Origin of the sequence: Porphyromonas gingivicanis JCM 15907 (assembly GCF_000614585.1) — a bacterium.
GTDB lineage: Bacteria > Bacteroidota > Bacteroidia > Bacteroidales > Porphyromonadaceae > Porphyromonas > Porphyromonas gingivicanis.
Genome location: NZ_BAKX01000003.1, coordinates 156,466 through 173,020 on the forward strand (window position 1 = coordinate 156,466; position 16,555 = coordinate 173,020).

General features: G+C 41.2%; 14 protein-coding genes and 1 pseudogene. 6 read left to right on the forward strand and 9 right to left on the reverse strand.

Going from position 1 to position 16,555, the window contains the following annotated elements; translation table 11 throughout:
• Positions 1 to 48: 48 nt before the first annotated feature.
• The 3 genes from JCM15907_RS04415 to upp are packed head-to-tail and all read right to left on the reverse strand — an operon-like array spanning position 49 to position 3,396.
• Complete coding sequence (locus tag JCM15907_RS04415; protein WP_025842868.1) at positions 49 to 780, reverse strand: glycosyltransferase family 2 protein; 732 nt, start codon at positions 778 to 780, stop codon at positions 49 to 51.
• A gap of 56 nt (positions 781 to 836) precedes the next feature.
• Positions 837 to 2,702 (reverse strand): peptidase U32 family protein, encoded by a 1,866-nt coding sequence (locus JCM15907_RS04420; protein WP_025842869.1) that lies wholly within the window; start codon positions 2,700 to 2,702, stop codon positions 837 to 839.
• Between the two features lie 34 nt (positions 2,703 to 2,736).
• Positions 2,737 to 3,396 carry a uracil phosphoribosyltransferase gene (gene upp, locus JCM15907_RS04425; RefSeq protein WP_025842870.1) on the reverse strand — a complete coding sequence of 220 codons (660 nt, stop codon included), beginning with the start codon at positions 3,394 to 3,396 and terminating at the stop codon, positions 2,737 to 2,739.
• 176 nt (positions 3,397 to 3,572) lie between these two features.
• Here upp and porT point away from each other — a divergent pair, with 176 nt between their 5' ends.
• Positions 3,573 to 4,250: a type IX secretion/gliding motility protein PorT/SprT gene (gene porT, locus JCM15907_RS04430; RefSeq protein ID WP_025842871.1), complete on the forward strand. Its 678-nt coding sequence runs from the start codon at positions 3,573 to 3,575 to the stop codon at positions 4,248 to 4,250.
• A gap of 59 nt (positions 4,251 to 4,309) precedes the next feature.
• On the opposite strand, the gene JCM15907_RS04435 is transcribed toward porT, so the two are convergent.
• The 6 genes and pseudogenes from JCM15907_RS04435 to ileS form a co-directional block, all read right to left on the reverse strand.
• A complete protein-coding gene (locus JCM15907_RS04435) occupies positions 4,310 to 4,687 on the reverse strand; it encodes a YraN family protein (RefSeq protein WP_025842872.1) in 378 nt (125 codons plus the stop codon).
• A 9-nt stretch (positions 4,688 to 4,696) separates the two neighbouring features.
• The gene (gene glsB / locus JCM15907_RS04440) at positions 4,697 to 5,632 is read right to left on the reverse strand and encodes a glycine N(alpha)-acyltransferase GlsB (RefSeq protein WP_025842873.1); all 936 of its coding nucleotides are present in this window, start codon (positions 5,630 to 5,632) and stop codon (positions 4,697 to 4,699) included.
• Between the two features lie 35 nt (positions 5,633 to 5,667).
• The gene (glsA, locus tag JCM15907_RS04445) at positions 5,668 to 6,498 is read right to left on the reverse strand and encodes a 1-acyl-sn-glycerol-3-phosphate acyltransferase (protein ID WP_025842874.1); all 831 of its coding nucleotides are present in this window, start codon (positions 6,496 to 6,498) and stop codon (positions 5,668 to 5,670) included.
• Positions 6,499 to 7,289: 791 nt separating this feature from the next.
• Positions 7,290 to 8,165 (reverse strand): DUF4296 domain-containing protein, encoded by an 876-nt coding sequence (locus JCM15907_RS04455; RefSeq protein ID WP_148297460.1) that lies wholly within the window; start codon positions 8,163 to 8,165, stop codon positions 7,290 to 7,292.
• A 21-nt stretch (positions 8,166 to 8,186) separates the two neighbouring features.
• The gene (locus tag JCM15907_RS04460) at positions 8,187 to 8,909 is read right to left on the reverse strand and encodes a lipoprotein signal peptidase (protein WP_025842876.1); all 723 of its coding nucleotides are present in this window, start codon (positions 8,907 to 8,909) and stop codon (positions 8,187 to 8,189) included.
• Between the two features lie 19 nt (positions 8,910 to 8,928).
• Positions 8,929 to 12,341 (reverse strand): annotated as a pseudogene (ileS, locus tag JCM15907_RS10710) (isoleucine--tRNA ligase).
• A 320-nt stretch (positions 12,342 to 12,661) separates the two neighbouring features.
• On the opposite strand from ileS, the gene JCM15907_RS04470 reads away from it, so the two are divergent.
• From JCM15907_RS04470 to JCM15907_RS13830, 5 genes are read left to right on the forward strand one after another with little or no spacing between them, the layout of a single operon-like run.
• The gene (locus tag JCM15907_RS04470) at positions 12,662 to 13,927 is read left to right on the forward strand and encodes a putative porin (protein ID WP_025842877.1); all 1,266 of its coding nucleotides are present in this window, start codon (positions 12,662 to 12,664) and stop codon (positions 13,925 to 13,927) included.
• 30 nt (positions 13,928 to 13,957) lie between these two features.
• Entirely contained in the window at positions 13,958 to 14,302 is a 345-nt protein-coding gene (locus tag JCM15907_RS04475; protein ID WP_081773793.1) for a sensor histidine kinase, read from the forward strand.
• A 45-nt stretch (positions 14,303 to 14,347) separates the two neighbouring features.
• Entirely contained in the window at positions 14,348 to 15,370 is a 1,023-nt protein-coding gene (locus tag JCM15907_RS04480; protein WP_025842879.1) for an o-succinylbenzoate synthase, read from the forward strand.
• 13 nt (positions 15,371 to 15,383) lie between these two features.
• Complete coding sequence (locus tag JCM15907_RS13825; protein ID WP_306305472.1) at positions 15,384 to 15,965, forward strand: AMP-binding protein; 582 nt, start codon at positions 15,384 to 15,386, stop codon at positions 15,963 to 15,965.
• Complete coding sequence (locus JCM15907_RS13830) at positions 15,911 to 16,492, forward strand: acyl-CoA synthetase family protein (protein WP_306305473.1); 582 nt, start codon at positions 15,911 to 15,913, stop codon at positions 16,490 to 16,492. The genes JCM15907_RS13825 and JCM15907_RS13830 overlap by 55 nt, the downstream gene beginning before the upstream one ends.
• Positions 16,493 to 16,555 lie beyond the last annotated feature (63 nt).

The following is a 16,555-nucleotide window of genomic DNA, read 5'->3' on the forward strand; positions in this document are numbered from 1 at the left end:
ATAGCGAAAACTCTTAATCAAGAATTTATCAAGAGGTCGGTCGTAAAATTACCGTTTGCGTATAAATATGAAACTTAAATGCGCCAACAGAGTGGGCAGTAGTCCGAACTCTTTGCGCATAATGTGAAAGCGTTCTATAAGAGAGTTTAGGTGATGTTTATGAGAAAGTCCTCCTTCGAGATAGTTGACGATTACTGCGTCTATCCATAGGTTGTGTTGAGAGCGAGCCAACATCCTTATGCACCAGTCAAAATCTGACGAGAGTCGATAGTTAAGATTGTAGGGTAAGGCAATGCGTCGAGATACAATAAAGGCTTGATGACACACCAACATCCCTTTCAAGAAATCTTCCTTTTTTAATGTTTTGGGAGGTCTTAGACGACGGAGGGAAATATCTTTTCTTTGGCTGTCTACAATCATAGTATCTCCATAAACAATGTCAGGTGTATTTGGGGTATGATTTTTTTCAATCTGTAAGGCTACTTCTTCTACGGTAGTTGGAGTGCGAAGAGAATCCCCAGCATTGAGAAACCAAAGGTAATCTCCAGTAGCTTTTCTTATACCCTTATTCATAGCATCATATAATCCACGGTCGGGTTCGCTCGTAATAATGGCTTGAGGCGTATATTGACGAACCCAATCTAACGTATCGTCCTTTGAAGCCCCATCTATAACTATATACTCGATGTTGCGATAGGTTTGCTCTTGCACACTTTTTAGAGTAGGTACAATAGTCTCAGCTGCATTGTAGCAGATGGTTATAATAGATATTTTTACCATAATAGTACTCTGCTAACGAAAATCGATTAGCCTCTATTGTGTTTCCTTTGTACGATTTACCCTTCTTTTGGGAAAGAAGTTGCATAAAGAAGCATCTGACAATTTTTGCAATCAAATTGAAGACGGATGCGTTCCTCTCCGTGCATTAGAAAAAGAGGCTCTTCAAAAGGGGCTTTTTTCTTGCTCTGTGTGCAGTAGCCCAAATGTCTCCGAATGCAGTGACGGCATATCATTAGAGGAACCTTATTTATAGGAAAGAGTTCAAAAGCAGGAGTTGGATTTTCCACCCCCCATATACGATACACGGCTTCTGCTTTCTGATTGGCTATATTGTTAAGGTAGGATGTCTCTTTTTGAGCGAAAGGTCGTCCATTGGCAATAGGAGGCCGATGTAGCACTTTAGCTCTATGTCGGATAGAAAGGATTTGTTTAAAGGACTCAATAGCCTCCCTTTTTAGTTCAGACACTAAAGAGAGAGGAATAAACTTTCCAGAGCAGTCTACTCTTATTGAGAGGGCTTTTAATCCTGTTCCTCCCAATTTAGAGAGAGCTTCTTTAACTCTTGATTCGCAGGGCTTTTGTGCCTCTTCTAATAAATGAGGTAGGGTTATTTTAGAGTAGATGGAGGGAATAGCACAGTCTCTAATTTCCAGAGAGAGACCCCAGCTGAGGGTTTGGAAAAAAAGGTTTACAGAACGCTCTCGAAGGGAGCTGTCGGATTGTTGGAGTAGCTTCTCAAAAACAATCGAATAGTTTCTGTATAATTTTATTCCAAGGTAAAGGTTTTGAGGATTATCTACTATGAAAGAAGTCGGAGATAGTACTTTGTTTACACGACTTCCTTCCATCTTCCCATCTTTTGTATAGAAAGCTAATCCATCTCCATTTGAGAGAGTGTGTTCGTTTTGAAGAAAAATGATGTCTCCTTTTATTTGGGCTACCTGTCCAATTGGTTCACCTTCGGACTTGGGACTTTCTGGTCGAATAATCAACTCCTTAAACGCTCCTTTACTTAATTGATAGGAGGTAGCTCCTCGAGAAAAACTTTTTTGAGGGTCTGGTATAAAGCGAAGAGTTGTTTCTCCTTGTGAGGCTCTGCGGTAAAGGTGTGGAGATTTTGCTATGATTTGGTTTAGCAATTGACTATAATAAGCAGTCGTATTTCGTACATAGGAACTGCTTTTTAGACGCCCTTCTATCTTAAAGCTAACCGCTCCAGCCTCAACCAATTGTTCCAAGATGGATGATCTATTTAGATCTTTCAGTGATAGAAGATGGCTATTTTGGGCAAGAACTTTCCCTTTACTATCGATTAGTGTGTAGGGTAGACGACAATATTGAGCGCAATTACCCCGATTGGCACTGCGCTTTGCCAATGCCTGAGAGATGTAGCAATGACCACTATAACTAACGCAAAGCGCTCCATGGACAAATGTCTCCAAACGAAGTTGGGGAACCGATTGTGCTATGATTGCTGTTTCTTCCACAGATAGTTCGCGCGCCAAGACAGCTTGTTCAAAGCCTACTGCTTGTAGTAGCTGGAGCTGTTGTATGGAGTTATTATGGCATTGGGTGCTTGCATGTAGGGCAATGGGCGGGATATCAAGGGCTAAGATACCCATATCCTGTATAATAAGTGCATCTACACCTATCAGATACAATGCTTTAATAAGATGCTCCACTTCCGCAAGCTCGTGGTCGTAGAGTATAGTGTTTAGGGCAACATATACTTTCGCTCCAAAAAAATGGGCTTGGGTAACTAACTTTTCTATATCTTCAAGAGAGACTCCTGCCGCAGCCCTTGCTCCAAATTTAGGAGCCCCTATATAAATAGCATCTGCTCCTGCCGACAGAGCACTCAAACCACACTCTAAGTTGCCTGCAGGAGCAAGAAGTTCAAGGTCTTTGGGTTGTTGAATCACAATCTTGTGTGTAGAGGTTGAGAGATGGAAGAGGTTAGAGCTTTTCCCCGAAGGCAAGGTCTCCGGCATCTCCTAATCCTGGTACTATATAAGAGTGCTCGTTCAGCTCTTCATCTATGGCAGCTACCCAGAGGGTTGCATTAACCGAGGGGTCTATTACGCTACAAAGGTAGTCCACAGCCTGACGACTAGCTATAACAGATGCAAAATGAACGCTCTTCGGTGTACCTTTAGAGAGCAGAGCGCGGTAAGCTAACTCCATAGAGCCTCCAGTTGCGAGCATAGGATCGGTTAGTAAGAGGACTTTGTTCGTTAGGTCTGGACAGGCAATGTACTCGATAAAGATGTCGAACTTAAGTTTATCTTTGTACTTTCGATAGGCAGAGACAAAAGCATTCTCTGCGTGGTCGAAATAGTTTAAGAAGCCAGAATGAAAAGGTAATCCTGCTCGAAGTATAGTTCCGATAACTACATTGTCAGCTAAACGATGGTTGTGAGCTGTAGCAAGAGGAGTAGGTACTTCAGATAACTCATATTTAAGACGACGACTAATTTCGTATGCCAAAATCTCTCCTGTACGTTCTATATTGCGACGAAAGCGCATACGGTCTTTTTGGATATCTATGTGGCGCATCTCTGCCATATAATCGCTCAGCAAAGATGGTTGCTCTGAGAAATTAATAACCTCTACCATAAAATTGTTTTTTGAATTGTTTTTCCGGACAAAAGTACAATAACTTTTTACTATCCTACGTTGGTACTCCAGATAATGCACATAAAGATTTTGATGATGAGTTCGTTTGTTGGGTGGCGAAACCAATATAATTTGCTTGCTATATTGCGTGGTTTGCTCTTTTTAATGTTCTTCTTTTGTTCTGTGTTACCTCTATCTGCCCAGAAAGAGGTGCCTATGAGACGCCTTATGCCGATTACCGTACTGTGCATTTAGGTTTTCATGTGGGCATGCATACCCAAGATTTGGTCATCACTAATAGTGGCTTTGTACGCAATCCCTCCACTCCTGAAGCTCAACCTCTTTATGCTACCGTTGCTAACTATACACCAGGATTCTCCGTCGGTTTAATAGTGGATTATACCATTGTACAGAATTTAGAGCTTCGGTTACAGCCCACTCTCCATTTGAGTGAGCGTCAAATAACCTATTCGAATGGCAAGCAGGAGATAGAACGTTTAGGCTTTCGTTCTAATATTATAGAAGTACCTGTGATGTTAAAGTATGCTTCTCGTCGATTAAATAACGTGCGTCCCTATATTATATGTGGAGTTTATGGTGGTTTGCAGGTAGGGCAACGCAAAATGGATGCCGTGCATTTTAAGACTATGGATTATGGTATTAGAATTGGAGTAGGGTGTGATTTTTATCTCCCTTTCTTCAAACTCTGTCCAGAACTATCTTTCTCTTATGGCTTGCCAGATGTTATCGAGCGTAACAGACCTGATATTTGGGATGATCATCGTTATGATTATACACAGGCGATGAGTAGAGCTTCTTCTCGAATGATATTGCTCACTTTCAATTTTGAATAACTTAGAGAGTCGATATTCTTGATTTTTTTTCTTCTTCCGATAGTATTTTTGAAGGATTCTCAGTAGGTTTTAGGGCGTACTCCAAAAGCATTGAGATAGTGCTTTGTCTCAAAGACTCCCTGAGAGGGGATATAGATAGCAGTTACAATGTCGAATCGGATGGGTAAAGCTATTCGGTGCATTCGAACGTAAATATTTGCCGCACGGATGATATGGCTTTGTTTACTTCTATCAACACTCTCCAAGGGAGACACAATGAAGCTTGAAGTTCGAGTCTTGACTTCAACGAAGATAATCTCACGTCTATTTGTAACAATCAGATCAACTTCTAATTGCTTATATCGCCAATTTTTCTCTAATATGCGGTAGCCTTTTTGCTCCATAAGGGTGAAAGCTACACGTTCTCCTTCTTCCCCCAATAGGTTGTGTACAGCCATAGAGTAGGTCTAATCGATGGGGGGCTGAAAGGAATCGATGTGTCTTTTCTTTTTTTCTTCCAATATTTCTCCTATAGGAACTAAAATCCCCGTCTCCTCTACATCTCCAAATTCGTAATTGATAGCTGTTCCTAACATTAAAAGTTTAGGCGATAGTGAGATATAGGCATTGATGAGCGGAGGAATATTGATGCCAAATTTGCGTATCTCTTGCTTCAGTACGCGATAATCTGTATTTAGATCGTTGGCACTGAAGAGCCTTTCTACCTCTTCTTTATCAATGTCAATGGATAGAGGTTCTTTGGGGTAAATGAGCCGTTTGTCATCATGAAAGTACTTATTCATGAAGTAGAGGATAAGGTTGCGACAGTAGCGGTCGTACGAGGGGTACATCGTTATTTTTCCAAAGAAATATAGGTTCTTTGGGTGGATAACAGTGAGGGCACCTAACCCGTCCCAAAGATTGTCTAATGCAAATATGGAAAGTTTACTTTGATGAGTAGCTTGAAACTCTTGGGTAACAAATGAACGCCCTAATTCAATGGTGTAGGGAAGGTAACTTTCTATAAACTCTTCGCTGTAGTCGAACATATGCGATGTGGCAAGCAATTTAGCTCCCAAAGGACTTTTTAGAATATCTTTCCCTTGAATGTATCTATAGCCTCCTATAATAACTTCCTCTTTGGGATTCCAAACAATGAGCTGTTTATAGCCATCGGGATGTGTGTCGAACTCATCAACATCAGATGCTAAACCTGTACCTCCACCTCCTGCTCTGAAAGCGTGTTCTCGTAGGCGTCCAATTTCTTGCATCGTATGTGGTGCTTCGGAGGCAGAGAAGATATAAATTTCATTTTCTGCCTTGTTGCTGGTACGTAACAAAGGGATGTTAGATAGTTCCTTACGAATAATATCTTTGGGAATAGGAGGAATAATTGTTTGCATAGATTAATATGGGAAATAAAGAGGTAGCTGTTTTTTTATTTATAAAGTTGGTAAACCTTATCTCGGAGTTCTAATGCCAATTCCTTACTGCTTTTTGAAGAGGTTTGGAGGAGAGTATAGGGAACGGGTTTCCCAATGTGTATTTTATAATGAGCTCCTTTAGAACGGAACATCTCATCGGGTAAAAGAGCGGTCCCTATGTTGAACTTTATACCTAATTTTCGACGAATACGTTCTATATTGTAGAAATGGCGTGTATTGTATCCCTCGAAATATAGAGGAACTATGTCTCTTTGATGTTCTAAGCTCATACGTATAAAGCTCTTTTTCCATTCCAAATCTTGTATTTTGCCATCAATGTGGCGAGAGCATACTCCTGCAGGAAAGGTTACAACGGGTAGAGGCGACGATAACTCTTTTTGTAAACGCTCTAAACTACTTCGAGACTGTCTGCCTAATGTGTTTACGGGAACGAATATCTCCTTGAAGGGTTGTAGATTAAAGAGTAAGTCATTAACGATATAGCGTATGTCCGATTGATAATGGCTTCCTAAAATATGAGTCAAGCATATACCGTCCATCCCTCCCAAGGGATGATTGGATATGAAAAGAGCTCGTGGATTATCAGGTAAATTCTCTTTGCCAATAACTTCGAGATGGATATTGAAGTAATTCACCAAAGCACTCATAAACTCTACCCCTTGTAAATCTTTATAGTGGTCAAGGATATAATTAATCTCTTCTTGATGAATTAATCGCTCCAAGATGCGCACTACCCAACGAGGTAGCTTTTTCCCCCACTTAGAGGAGATAATATTACCAATGTTAATCTGTTGAGCTTCGTTATGGCTTCCTACATTGCTCATTAGTCCTTCGTCTGTTTGCTATATGGCTTTGACAACTCTACCCAACATCAGTAGAGATACACCATAAACCCTGTTTAATGCACACAAAAGTACAAAACTATTAAGCAAAAAAAGAAGACTTTTAAAAAGTTGCACATTAAGGGATTTTCGTGCAAAAAACTACTCTTTTTCTATTATTGGTTCTATAAAAATTAGAAAAACAGATGGGATAAATGCTTTATAGGAGGATGAGAGAGCTTTGCATAAACACTCAAAAGGGAATGTAAAAGCAGTCTTTGGGGATAGGTTGTTCGATGAAGGTGAGATAGGGCAGAGAAGTAGAGTTCATGGGAGAATAAACTAATAGAAGTTGGAGATTGAATATAGAGAGCATACCGTAAGCTTCATTTATTTTCACTTGTTCCCGTTATAGGGGCAATTTAGTAGAGAATCGAATTGTCTTTGTGGAACTTTTTTATAACAACGCAATAATTGCATTTTGTAGAGAAAGTACTATGAGAGAATATAAAATATGTCGGACTCGAACTACTTCTATTGCTGACTTACAAAGGTTTTATAGGTTCCTGTTGAAAGCATTAATCCTTTCGGAAGAATCCATTAATCCTTTTCCCGAAAACCTTCCGAGTAAACTCCTCCAACCATTGATCCTTTTTGTTTGAAAAGATTATATCTATCAAAAAAGCTTACCTAAGCCTCTTTATTGGAACTTAGTAGTAATGGTTAGAAAGGAGTGTGAGAAGTCTTTTGGAGATTGAATGGGCGATAGTTACTTTGACAGTAGTAAGAGGAAATTATTCCTTTAGGAGAGAGGTGGTGGGGAGCGCTTGAGAGAGAATAGAATTGTTGATACTATCGGGCGTTTTCGATACTCTGGAGAGTTCCAGTTTTTCAATAAGAAGGCTATTGTAGAGGGCCGGAGTTGTAACAGTCTGTTCTATACCGATATTGAGTATGCCGCTGGGGTATGTCTTATCGAACTTAAGAATCAGTTCATACTCTGTGCGTCCATCAATGGGGCAGGATTTGTGTATTTGTAGTGTATCTGCCACATAATAGCTCATGGAGAGCTTGGGCAAATCTTGTAGTTGTCGAGAGATCATAGTATCGGGAAGTCCTACAATACTTGCCCTTAGAGAGAGCTGAGTCTCCTTGAGTATATCGGCTTTTATATGCGCTGTATGTAGTAGAATAGCCTTATCTCCATAGATTTTGATAAGTCGAGGATAAGCGTCCTGTGGAATGGCTGAGTTGAGTTGAAAGAAAGAAAACTCTTGAAAGTACTTCTCTACCTGACTTTGTGCAATAAACAGATTTTCTCGATGTAGGGTGCGTAGCTTGTTGCGAGTATTTTCCGATGCCTTACGAGCTATATCGGCATAGAGAAGGGGATTATTTTTATTGTAGTAGAAAATAATACTATCAAAATCCTGAGGTGTCAGCCCATATTTTTGAAACAGAGTTTTTTGCAGGGCTAAATGTAGTGTATCATTGCTAATGAGAGGAGTTGATTTGATAGCCTGCTCCATAGTGTACAAATCCTCCAGACAGCTTTGAAGCTCCTTTCTACTTAACTTATTTTCCCAAGCGTTATCGGAGCAGGAGAGGAAGAAGATACTCCCCAAGAGAATGAAAAGGGAATAAACAAACAGCGAAAGATAGCGCCTCATTGTCAATGTATAATTGTAGTATTAAAGAGAAGTATTGGCTTCTTTCTTGTCCCTCTTCCTATTAAAAAGATGCTCTATGGCAAAGTTGAGTGTATTGCGATAGAAAAGGATGAGAAGCACTATACCTACCGATATGCAGGAGTCCGCAAAGTTGAAAATGGGGTCGAAGAAGGTAAAGTGTTTACCTCCTATCCACGGAAGCCACTCGGGGAGATAACAGTCGATGAGAGGAAAGTAGAACATATCTACCACTTTGCCGTGCAGGAAAGAGGCATATCCTCCCTCTGGTGGAAAAAGGGTAGCTAATTGTCCCTCGCTGGAGGAAAAGATAACTCCATACAAAAGACTATCGACAATGTTACCAATGCCACCTGCTGCTATTAGACCTAAGACTAAAAGAAAACCTGTTTTGAATAGTCTTTCCCGAATGAGGCGGTATATTAACCAGCATAGGACTCCCATAGCAACAATCCTAAAAAGACTTAGAAAAAGTTTACTCCCAATCTCGATGCCATAGGCCATACCAGGGTTTTCGACAAAATAGATATAGAACCAGTCAAATACTTTGATTTGCTCGCCCAATACCATATTTTGTTTGACCCATAGCTTTATTATTTGATCTATAAGCAATAAAAGAAAAATCCCTCCAAAGACGATAAGGGATTGTTTGCGCACTCCTCCTTTCTCTCCTCCTTCTACAAGAAAAGGAGGAGTAGAGGAAGGGGGGTGAAATAGATTTTTCATTAAAGCAAACAATTAGATTTTACTCGGTTACTTTAGCTATGCTTACCATAAGATTAAAGTCGTCAAACTCTAAAGGAGTAGCATCACTAACCGCATCACTAATAATGATATTATTAGCTTGTACCTGACGAGCAATGTATTCCTGATAAGAGGGTAGCATATCATCTACTTTAGTACCCGATAGGATGATAACTTCTATTCGGTCGTTCACCTCAAGTCCAGACTGCTTGCGGAGGTTTTGCAAACGATTGATGAGTTCACGAGCTAACCTTCTTCTTCAAGTTCGGGAGTAATAGTTATATCTAAAGCCACAGTACGGATACCTTCGGAGGCTACTAACCATCCAGGGATATCTTCTACAATAATATCCACCTCACTGCGCTCAATACGAACGGATATACCTTCGACAACAAGCTCTATGTAACCCTTTTCATCCAGATTGACAATTTCGTCTAAAGTCAATGCCTCGATAGCAGAGGCCAAAGGTTTCATAATTTTGCCGTAACGAGGACCTAATTTCTTGAAGTCGGGTTTAATGCGTCTACTCCAAATAGTCTCAGAAGCGTCTACGAAGGATATTTCTTTTACGTTTACTTCTGAAAGGATTAGGTCGCGTACTGCTTTGATTTGATCCAATTCCTTGCTGGTAGAGATGGGAAGCATGATTTTGCTCAAGGGCTGGCGTACTTTGATGTTTACTTTACGTCGTAGTGCTAAGACCATAGAAGAGAGGTCTTGCGCCAACTGCATCCGCTCTTCAAGATTTTTATCGATGAGTTCTGGACGACTTTGTGGGAAGTGAGTCAAATGTACCGAATTTCCTTCCCCTACAAGATCTCGATAGAGACGGTCGGCATAGAAAGGAGCAATAGGAGCAATCAATTGAGCTACCGTAACTAAGCATTCGTATAGAGTTTGGTAAGCCGACATCTTGTCGTTGGTCATTTCTCCAGCCCAGAAACGTTTGCGAGAGAGACGTACGTACCAGTTACTCAAATTGATAGAGACAAAGTCATCGATTGCTCGCCCAGCTTTGGTCGGTTCATAGTTCTTAAGATGTTCATCTACCTCTAAAATCAGACTATGTAAGAGAGAGCGTATCCAACGATCTATTTCGGGACGCTCTTCTGAAGGTAGAGGTTGCTCTTTTGCCATAAATCCGTCCAGATTGGCATATAGAGCAAAGAACTGGTAGGTATTGTACAGAGTACCGAAAAATTTACGACTCACCTCTTTGATGCCTTCGATGTCAAACTTGATATTGTCCCAAGGAGAGGCATTAGTAATCATATACCAACGCAGAGGGTCGGAGCCATACTTTTCTATGGTCTCGAATGGGTCTATCGCATTACCTAAGCGCTTACTCATCTTGTTGCCGTTCTTGTCCAAAACAAGTCCATTGGCGAGTACGTTTTTGAAGGCTACACTTCCTTTAACCATAGTTGCAATAGCGTGGAGCGTAAAGAACCATCCTCTTGTTTGGTCTATACCTTCGGCGATGAAATCGGCTGGGAAAAGTTCTCCACTCTCAATTTCCTCTTTGCACTCGAAAGGATAGTGTACTTGAGCAAAGGGCATAGCACCCGAGTCGAACCATACATCGATGAGGTCTTTCTCTCTGTAGAGAACTTTGCCTTGAGGCGAAACTAATTTGATGTCATCCACGAACGGACGGTGTAAGTCTATCTTGTCGTAGTTTTCGTTACTATAATCTCCTGGAATAAATCCTTTGAAAGGATTGCTCTCCATGACACCTGCTTTGACAGCCTCCTCAATAGCTTCGTAAAGTTCGGCTACAGAAGCGATACAACGCTCTTCGGAGCCATCTTCGCTACGCCATATATTGAGAGGTGTCCCCCAAAAGCGACTACGAGAGAGGTTCCAATCCTGTAGGTTCTCTAACCATTTGCCAAATCGTCCCTGTCCTGTAGATTCAGGCTTCCAATTAATAGTATTGTTGAGAGCAATCATCTGTTCTCGGCAAGCAGTAGTACGGATAAACCAACTGTCCAAAGGATAGTAGAGGATGGGTTTGTCTGTACGCCAGCAGTGAGGATAATTGTGCGTGTGCTTTTCAATGCGGAAGGCTTTGTTTTCCATTTTGAGCATCACACAGAGATCCACATCCAGTGTTTCTTTGTCATCCAAAGGTGTTGGAGAGTAGGCATTCTTTACATACCGTCCTGCATATACATCGTATAGAGGTAAATCCATACGATTATGTACAAAGTCTGGGTTAAGATGCTCCACTTTGTAGAAGCGACCCTTTAGGTCTACCATGGGACGCTCTTGTCCCTCCTTATCAATCATAGTTAAAGAGGGAATGCCATTTTGACGAGCCACTCGACTATCGTCTGCACCGAAAGTAGGTGCTATATGTACTATACCTGTACCATCTTCTGTAGTTACAAAATCTCCCGTTATCACTCGAAAAGCTCCTTCGCCAGGGTTTACCCAAGGGATAAGTTGTTCGTAGTGCATCTCTGCTAACTCCTCACCCTTATAGCGACCTACAATGCGCCATGGAAACTTCTTGGCATCCTCTGCTACCTGTTCGGGTAATATCTCTACCATCATCTTCTCATCAAAGTAAGCATTGAGGCGAGGCGCTCCGAGGATTACGGTTTGCTTAAGACGTGTGTAAGGATTAAAAGTTTCAACGGCTACGTACTCGATGTTGGGACCGACGCAGAGTGCTGTATTGGATGGAAGAGTCCAAGGGGTAGTAGTCCAAGCTAAGAAGTAGGCTTCGCCCCAGTTGCTCCATTCAGATCGAGGATTTACGACCTTAAACTGAGCTGTGCAGACAGTATCTTTCACGTCTCGATAGCACCCTGGTTGGTTCAATTCGTGCGAACTAAGTCCCGTTCCAGCTGCGGGAGAGTAGGGCTGTATGGTAAATCCTTTATATAAATACCCCTTCTTGTACAGGTCTGCCAGTAGCCACCAAAGGGTTTCGATAAACTTATTGTTGTAGGTTATGTAAGGGTGTTCCATATCGACCCAATAACCCATTTTTTCTGTGAGGTTTTCCCACTCGTTGGTGTACTTCATTACTTCGCGACGGCAAGCAGCATTGTAGTCAGCCACGCTGATGCTCTTTCCGATAGCATCCTTTGTAATGCCCAACAGTTTTTCTACCCCAAGTTCTACAGGAAGTCCATGTGTATCCCACCCAGCACGCCTGTCTACTCTGTATCCTTTCATCGTTTTGTAACGGCAGAATATATCTTTGAGAGAACGAGCTATAACGTGGTGGATACCAGGCATACCATTGGCAGAGGGAGGCCCTTCGTAGAAAATAAAGGCTGGAGCGTCTTTGCGCTGACGTAGGGTCTCGGCGAAGAGATTTTCCTCTTCCCAAACAGCTAACATTTCCTTGTTGATTCCTGAAAAATTAGGCTGGGTATATTCTCTAAACTTCTTTTTCATCGATACTTCCTATATTTTATTTGGGTGTGATTCTTTAAGAATATCTATACATTTTACAAAGATAATGCAAAGCTCATGGGTAACGTATAACTTAGGGATGCTTTTTCATTGTTTTACATTGATTATAGGAAAATTCGTTGTAACCTCGTGCTTCTCTTTGAAATGTTTTATGGAAGACTGCAAAGCTCTTTTTCATGCGCTTTTGAGCTCCATAATACAGAATAGTAAAGGTTTAGAAACAAAAACGTAACAATAGAACTCTATCTTTGCAATAGAAATATAGATTTATTGAGGAAAAGTCGTTTATCTAACTCAAGAATATGAAAAAGAAAATCATCGTACTACTTACCATTTCTCTTTTAGGCTCAATTGTTTGGGCGCAAAAGAGCGAGCAAAGTATCTCTTCATTGCAAGGGGGAGGGGAAGTTTCTTCGACCCCAGAAAGGAAAAAGGATAAGGAGCGCAAGCTGAAGTTCTCAGGTTATATCCAAACCAGTTTTCAGCATGGTATGTCAGATGCCTCTCTAAAAGTTGGAAAAGAGAATGAAACTTCCGACCAATCATTCTCTCGAATAGGTATCCGTAGAGGTCGTCTGAAAGCTGCTTATACGGAGAAATATCTTTCAGGAGTGTTGCAAATAGATGTAACGGAAAAGGGTTTAGGCTTAAAGGATGCTTATATCAATATGAAACTTCCCTATGTGGGAGCAAGTGCTATTAGAGTAGGTGTCTTTAACCGTCCCTTTGGGCATGAGATAGGTTTCTCTTCCAGTAAGAGAGAGTCTCCCGAACGCTCTACAGTTATTCAGACTCTTTTCCCAGGAGAGCGTGATTTGGGGGCGATGCTATCTTTACAACCTGCTAAAGGCAGTATATGGAATATCTTCAAGCTCGATGCCGGACTCTTTGCGGGCAATGGAATTAAGCCAGAAATAGATAGCCGATTGGATTTTATAGGTCGTCTCTCTGCTTCGCGCCAATATGGCAAGTGGATGGAGTGGGGCGTAGGCGCTTCTCTTTACTATGGAGGGGTATATCAGGGTACTTCTAAGGTATATTCTATAAAAGATGGAGCATGGCATTTGGAAGACCAACCCGAAAATACGGGAGCGTTTGCCCAACGTCTTTATACGGGCATAGATATGCAACTTTCCTTTTACACAGATTGGGGTAAAACGCATGTTAGAGGTGAGTGGCTTATGGGTAACCAACCCGGTTCGGCAACTTCGTCTAAGAGTCCTAACTCCTCTTCTCTACCCAAATCGGATACTTATATAAGACCTTTCTATGGGGGATATGTTATGTTTGTGCAAGATTTAGGTCGCTTGCCCTTTGCTGCTATGCTAAAGTATGATTGGTACGATCCCAATACGCAAATCGGTAAAGATAGCAAGGGAGCGCATCCTTTTACAGAGGGAGATATTGCCTATCAAACATTGGGTGGAGGCGTATTGTACCAAATTACTCCTTCTTTGAAACTAACGGCCTACTATGAAATGGTAAAGAATGAAACGACTTCACTCAAAAAGTACAATGTAGATCGTAAGGACAATAGATTTACAATGGTATTGCAATATCTCTTCTAAGTCTGCAACTATAGACGAGTTTCTAAAACTATAGTTAATGAAAATCTCTTTTATACTATCTTCCGCAATCTTACAGAAAATGCATTGAAATATGCTGGAGAGGAGGTACGCATTGTAATAGAGTTGTACAGAAAAGATAAAGAGTATTTTTACTTTTCCTTTTATGATACAGGGCAGGGTATTGTTGATGAACGGCATCTAACCCGTCTTTTTGAGCGTTTTTATCGCATCAATCAAGGGCGTACTCGAGAGACTGGAGGTACAGGGTTAGGACTTTCTATCGTTAAGAATGCTATACTCTTTCATAAAGGAGATATTATCGTTAAGAATAGAACTCAAGGAGGTTTAGAGTTTCTCTTCCGCATCAAGCAGTAGACTTTCATATCAAAAGTAGATAAATATTTAGAGCATCAAAAAGCTATGGCATACTCGTTATCATTGCATCCCTATACGTTACTGTTCAAAAAGCCTGCAGGAACATCTCGAGGGGTTTATCATACTCGTAAGGTATGGTATTTACACCTTTCTTCTTCGGATTACTCAGCAAGGGTAGGAATAGGAGAGTGTGCCCCCTTACCTAATTTGAGCGATGAGTTTTCGCCTACCTTTGAGCAGGAGATTTATGCTTTAGCTCGTTCTTTAGAAGGGACTGAGGTGATAGATTGGAGTTCTTTAAGGAGCTATCCCTCCTTTCTTTTTGCTTTAGAAACGGCTTTGTTACATCTTGAAACAGGTGGTTTTGATTTTTGGGATACTCCTTTTGCGCGTTCAGAAAAGGGGATAACTATCAACGCTCTTGTTTGGATGGGAGATTATGACGATATGTTGCGCCAGATAGAGCAAAAACTAAGTTTAGGGGTACAGTGTATTAAACTAAAGATCGGAGCGATTGACTTTAATGAAGAGTTGGCTCTCTTGCGCCATGTGCGTAGACATTTCTCTGCCCAAGAGTTATCCTTACGAGTTGATGCCAACGGAGCTTTTGCTCCAGAGGTTGTGGAAGAACGTCTTAACCGTCTTTCGGAATATGAAATACATTCTATCGAACAGCCTATAAGTACTCGACAATATGCTTTAATGCGCTGTTTGTCGGATAGTTCGCCTATACCTATTGCGTTAGACGAAGAGTTGATTGGACTTCACACTTTTTCTCAAAAAATAGAGTTGCTGGAGGAGGTTTGTCCCCAATTTATTGTGCTAAAACCCTCTTTGCATGGAGGGTTAAGAGGATGTTCCGAATGGATTCAGGAGGCAGAAAAGAGAAATATAGGATGGTGGATAACCTCTGCTTTGGAGTCGAATATAGGGCTCAATGCTATTGCGCAGTGGTGTGCTACCTTATCTACAACGCTACCCCAAGGTTTGGGTACAGGACAGCTTTTTATTAATAACATTGCACTCCCGCTACGCATAGAAGGAGATAAACTTTGGTATAATCATTAGACTAAATTCTATCATGCAGTTCGAGATAGAGAAGCAATCAATTGTTATAGAAGGAAAGGTGTACAGTGCCTCAACTATAGAGCAACGTTACCAAGAGTCAAGAGAGAAAGGAGATACGCCTCTAAGGGAAGTTGTTTCTTTCCTGAGGGACTGGTTTTCTTCCTCCTATGATACAATGGAGGTGCAAACATCTGGCTCGACGGGAACACCAAAGAAAATGCAAGTTGCAAAGCAAAAAATGCTTCAAAGTGCCTGTACAACCTGTCATTATTTAGGTTTGTCTTCTGCCGATACAGCCTTACTCTGCATGAATATGAAGTACATAGGGGCTAAAATGATGGTGGTTCGTGCGCTACTTCTGGGGATGAAACTCGTGGTGCGCGAAGCCTCTGGACATCCTTTACAAGATATAACGGAGGAAATATCCTTTGCTGCTATGGTACCCCTACAAGTTTACAATTCTTTGCAGAATGGCTTAGAGCGAGAAAGGCTGAAATCTATCCGAAAAGTGATTATTGGCGGGGGGGCTTTAGATGCTCGATGGAAAAAGAACTCTCCTCTTTTCCCAACCTTATGTACGCTACTTATGGGATGACAGAGACACTTTCTCACATCGCTCTCAGAGCTTTAAGTGGGCCTGCTGCTTCTCGTTTTTTTACTCCTGTGGAGGGAGTTACTCTGTCCCTTTCGGAAGAGCAATGCCTGTGTATAGAGGCTCCTTTAATTTGTGAAGCTCCAATACAGACAAACGATATTGTTCGGCGTTATACGGATGGGTCGTTTGTTATCTTAGGACGAATTGATAACATTATTAACAGCGGAGGAATAAAGATTGTAGTAGAAGAAGTGGAGTCTATCTTGCTTGGCTATGTGGCTGCTCCTTTAGCTATAACTTCTGTTCCCGATAGAGCTTTGGGACAAGCTGTGGTACTTCTGCATGAAAGTTCGTTGGAGGAAGAGGCCATTGTCAAGATATGTCAGGAGTATCTTTCGCCCTACAAACGTCCGAAGAGAATATTTAGAACCCATTTACCCTTAACTCCAAATGGGAAAATTGACAGAAAGGAGTTGCAGAAAGTAGCTCTTCAATTGATTCGAATTACCTCTCTATCGATTGATTAAAAGAAAGGTTTCGATACTTGACTTATAGGAGAAAAAAGGTAGTTTTTGACACCTTAAAGGGCA

Excerpts from the sequence above, each read along its gene's own strand:
- JCM15907_RS04415 (WP_025842868.1), bottom strand. The coding sequence starts at position 780 with ATGGTAAAAATATCTATTATAACCATCTGCTACAATGCAGCTGAGACT.
- upp (WP_025842870.1), bottom strand. The coding sequence starts at position 3,396 with ATGGTAGAGGTTATTAATTTCTCAGAGCAACCATCTTTGCTGAGCGAT.
- JCM15907_RS04435 (WP_025842872.1), bottom strand. The coding sequence starts at position 4,687 with ATGGCTGTACACAACCTATTGGGGGAAGAAGGAGAACGTGTAGCTTTC.
- glsB (WP_025842873.1), bottom strand. The coding sequence starts at position 5,632 with ATGCAAACAATTATTCCTCCTATTCCCAAAGATATTATTCGTAAGGAA.
- glsA (WP_025842874.1), bottom strand. The coding sequence starts at position 6,498 with ATGAGCAATGTAGGAAGCCATAACGAAGCTCAACAGATTAACATTGGT.
- JCM15907_RS04455 (WP_148297460.1), bottom strand. The coding sequence starts at position 8,165 with ATGAGGCGCTATCTTTCGCTGTTTGTTTATTCCCTTTTCATTCTCTTG.
- JCM15907_RS04460 (WP_025842876.1), bottom strand. The coding sequence starts at position 8,909 with ATGAAAAATCTATTTCACCCCCCTTCCTCTACTCCTCCTTTTCTTGTA.
- JCM15907_RS04470 (WP_025842877.1), top strand. The coding sequence starts at position 12,662 with ATGAAAAAGAAAATCATCGTACTACTTACCATTTCTCTTTTAGGCTCA.
- JCM15907_RS04480 (WP_025842879.1), top strand. The coding sequence starts at position 14,348 with ATGGCATACTCGTTATCATTGCATCCCTATACGTTACTGTTCAAAAAG.
- JCM15907_RS13825 (WP_306305472.1), top strand. The coding sequence starts at position 15,384 with ATGCAGTTCGAGATAGAGAAGCAATCAATTGTTATAGAAGGAAAGGTG.
- JCM15907_RS13830 (WP_306305473.1), top strand. The coding sequence starts at position 15,911 with ATGGAAAAAGAACTCTCCTCTTTTCCCAACCTTATGTACGCTACTTAT.